The organism is Nocardia tenerifensis NBRC 101015 (genome assembly GCF_000308715.1).
GTDB classification, from domain to species: domain Bacteria; phylum Actinomycetota; class Actinomycetes; order Mycobacteriales; family Mycobacteriaceae; genus Nocardia; species Nocardia tenerifensis.
This window is the reverse complement of the sequence record NZ_BAGH01000492.1, coordinates 1-3,636: the sequence shown is the minus strand read 5'-3', so window position 1 is coordinate 3,636 and position 3,636 is coordinate 1. Positions and strand designations below refer to the sequence as shown.

3 protein-coding genes are annotated in these 3,636 nt (G+C 65.4%); 1 reads left to right on the top strand and 2 read right to left on the bottom strand.

Features of this window, described 5'->3' with window-relative positions:
• Positions 1 to 100 precede the first annotated feature (100 nt).
• Together ON39_RS34370 and ON39_RS34365 are read right to left on the bottom strand one after the other, a co-directional pair.
• Complete coding sequence (locus ON39_RS34370) at positions 101 to 1,516, bottom strand: WS/DGAT/MGAT family O-acyltransferase (RefSeq protein ID WP_051187468.1); 1,416 nt, start codon at positions 1,514 to 1,516, stop codon at positions 101 to 103.
• 1,202 nt (positions 1,517 to 2,718) lie between these two features.
• Entirely contained in the window at positions 2,719 to 3,063 is a 345-nt protein-coding gene (locus tag ON39_RS34365; RefSeq protein WP_040740474.1) for a VOC family protein, read from the bottom strand.
• A gap of 77 nt (positions 3,064 to 3,140) precedes the next feature.
• On the opposite strand from ON39_RS34365, the gene ON39_RS34360 reads away from it, so the two are divergent.
• A partial coding sequence (locus tag ON39_RS34360; RefSeq protein ID WP_040740473.1) for a sigma-70 family RNA polymerase sigma factor occupies positions 3,141 to 3,636 on the top strand: 496 nt, incomplete at its 3' end.

Genomic DNA, 3,636 nt, shown 5'->3' with positions numbered 1-3,636 from the left:
GCGCCGCCGCCGTGCGCCGCCGCTGTGCGCCGTGCGCCGCCCGCCGCGTGCCGCTCGCCGTGCACCACCGCCCGCCGTGCGTCTGCGCCAAACGCGTTGATCACGACCGTGATTCGTCTAGCTGCACCGAATGCAGGACGTAGGGGGATGAATCGCCATGTCGCACCGCGGCTTCCATATCGGCGAGGGCCCGCTCGAGGTCGTCGAGCAGACGGGTCAGATCGGGTATCGCGCGGCGGCAGGCGACGAGTCCGAAGTCGATGTTGTCGGCGGTGCGGGTGAGGGTGATGTTGACCGCTTGTCCGTCGAGCGGGATCGATAACGGGTAGAGGGCGTTCAACGTCGCGCCGCACCAGTACATCTGTTCGGACAGGCCGGGAACGTTGGAGATCACGATGTTGAACGGCGGGACGGCCATGCGGGCCAGGCCGGGCAGGAAGCCGGTGACGATCGGGCTGAGCATCGCCGCGGACAGCGCGAGGGCCTGGGTGGTGGGCAGTGAGTTGTAGAGCGAGCGGCTGTGCCGCATCGAATCGCGGATCGCCAGCAGTCTTTTGGCCGGATCGGCGACATCGGTGGCCAGGCTGCACAGGATCGCGCCGACTTTGTTGCCGCCGAGGCCTTGTTCGTCGTCGCTGCGCAGGGTGGTGGGGACCATGGCGATCAACGGCTTGTCCGGCAGGGCGTTTCGGGTGGCGAGGTAGGTGCGCAAGGCTCCGGCCGACATCGCCAGCAGCACATCGTTCGAGGTCGCCGCCGCGGCCTTGGCGACGGCGCTGATCCGCTCTCGCGGCCAGGATCGCACCGCGATGCGCCGGGCTCCGCCTATGGGCACGTTGAAGATGGTGCGGGGCGCCTCGAACGGAAGGGTTAATTCCTTGCGTAGCAGCGTCGCCCGCGCGACTCGTGCCGCGGCGGTGCCGTGCTCGGCGGTTGTTCGGAGGGCTCGTCGCAGGTCGGTCGCTGTGGATTCGCGCACCCTGCCGTTGGGATGTGGTGTCCGCGGGGGGACATGCCAGGCCACCCAGCACTGGTCGGGTTCGGGCGACATCGTGAGGGAGCGTTTGAACAGTCGCTGTGCGGAGGCGCCGTCGATGAGGGCGTGGTGCCATTTGGTGTAGAAGGCGAACCGCCCCGGCCCGAGTCCTTCGATGAGATGGGCCTCCCAGAGCGGTCGGTGCCGGTCGAGCAGTCCGCTGTGCAGCCTGGCCACCAGTTCGAGCAGGCGCGCCATGCCGCCGGGGTGGGGGAGGGCGGACAGTCGTAGGTGGTAGTCGAGGTCGACGGTGTTGTCGCAGGTCCATCCGAGGGCGGCACCGGCGATCAAGCCCGTCGGGTGTTTGCGGAAGGTCGGATCGACCCGCGGGTCCGCCCGCAACTTCTCGTATATCTGTCGGGCGAAATCCGATCCGGCCTCGGCGGGCGCCTCGAACAGTTGTAACGTCGCCACGTGCATGGGATGCTCGCGTGATTCGCCGAGCAAGAATATGGCATCCAGTGGAGATATCGTGCCCATAGTCGTGTGTCCCTTGATAAGGGTGCTGCGTCAAGTCGAATCGATGGCAATGCCGGTCGGCACGGAGCGTTCGGTGCCTCCGTGCTGCGCCTGTGAACCGGCGACGAACTTTCTCCAGGATAACGCCGTGCGTCGATACTGACCAGTAAGAAAACGGGCCGTCTATTTTACCCAGTTCTACCTGTGACATTATTGGGATAGCTAGGGGATCGCCGTGGCTGGTTATTCGGTGCGGAAGTCATGTTTCCGTGTGGAAGTGACAATTTCGAGACCGAGGTCCGAGTGGGGCGTCCGTGCGCGATGCAGTGCCGCTCAGGAGGAAGAACGCGGCGTGTGGGGACGCCGCTGGCTGTCGGTGAGCCTATCAACGCGAGTTTCTCGTCCGCATCCCATCGAGAACCAGGAAGGGCAAAGCTCGGAGCGGTTCGTCTTCGTAGAGACGAGGGCGTCGCGACGTCTGGGGAACCGTCAGGGCATGTCATATCGTGGGAATTACGTGTAACATGCGAGCGGCTGGAATTGCTGATGTGGATCGAATATGCGATGTCAAATTTATAGCATCTAATCGGCCGGAAACGGTGAGCGTAGGCATGTCATCATGACGCGGACTATCCAGCCGATACTACGAATTCGGCAGAATCGCTTTCATGGCAGCTGAGGTCGTAGTTGCATGTATGCTTTCGCAATACGGAGAAAGCAAGCAGTCTCCCGGACACACTGGGCATACTCGCGCCGACGGAGGTCGCAATAGTGCGGTCGGTCTCGCGGGCGCTGTGGTTCGAGGGCCACGAATTGGCAGAGCTGACGATGCAGCGGCTCGTAGCGACGGGCCTAGATGTACTTGACCGGAGGTCGGTGATGCGGCTGGCTGGATTGTCGCTCGGCCGCGTTGTCGTCGTCGCCGGGACGAACTCGGTTCTCCGCCTTGGCAGGCGACGATCCAGCCACCGGGTGCCTCCGGCCGGACTTCGACACAGGTGTAGCGGGCCCTATGTAAACCTGCGCGACCGGCCGGGTTTCATAGGCAGCGTTTCCCTTGTCCCCACGGACGCGCCGAATGTCATCATGCTGCGAAGGACAGTGCCAATCGACGAACATGACCACGTCAGCACACGCGACCGCGCCGAACGGAACATGGCGCCAGGCACCACTACCAATTCCCACCACGCCCGTTCGGCGCACCCCTCATCGCCCCGCGGCGATCAGGGCTGAAGCAGGCCGATCGTATTGCCGTCGGCGTCGGTGACGGTGGCGATGAGTTTGCCGCCGCCGACGTCGGTAGGCTCCTGCGTGATGGTGGCGCCGGCCTCGACCAAGGCGGCGAGCCGGTTCTCGATGTCCTCGACGTGCCAGTAGCCGACGGGGGCGGTCATGCCCTTCTTCTCATGGCCGTTCGGGTCCAGGCCGATGTCCTGGCCGGCGACGCGATAGCCGACGTAGTACGGGGTGTCGGCGGTCGGCTCGGCGTCGAACAGCGCTCCGAAGAGGCTCTTCGCCTTGACCAGGTCGGTGACGGGGTAGACGATGGTCTGCAGTCCAGCGGTCATGATGTTCTCCTTGTCGGCTCGATCCGGTTGCGGCCCGGTTCGTCTGCTTGACCAGACCGACCGAAGGAATGTGACAGATGGACGAGAATTTCCTCGCGGCGCGCTTCGAGGAGCACCGGACGCACCTGTACGGGGTCGCGTACCGAATCCTCGGCACCGGCGCCGAGGCCGATGACGCGATCCAGGAGGCGTGGCTGCGGCTGAGCCGCTCCGACGCCGACGAGATCGACAACCTCGGCGGCTGGCTCACCACCGTCGTGGCCCGGGTCTGCCTGAACATGCTGCAGTCCCGCAAGACCCGCCGGGAAGAGCCGCTGGACGACCACGACCCGATCGAACTCGTCACCGGCCCGGAACACGAAGTGGTGCTGGGCGATTCGATCGGCCTCGCGCTGTTGGTGGTGCTCGACACCCTGACCCCCGCCGAGCGGCTCGCGTTCGTGTTGCATGACATGTTCGCGGTGCCGTTCGACGAGATCGCCCCGATCGTCGGCAAGACCCCGGCCGCCGCGCGGCAGCTGGCGAGCCGGGCCCGCCGCCGGATGCAGGGTGCGCGGGCCAGCGCCGACCGCG

What these genes read in the sequence shown, in the direction of transcription:
- ON39_RS34365 (WP_040740474.1), bottom strand. Translation starts at nt 3,063, where the DNA reads ATGACCGCTGGACTGCAGACCATCGTCTACCCCGTCACCGACCTGGTC.
- ON39_RS34370 (WP_051187468.1), bottom strand. Translation starts at nt 1,516, where the DNA reads ATGGGCACGATATCTCCACTGGATGCCATATTCTTGCTCGGCGAATCA.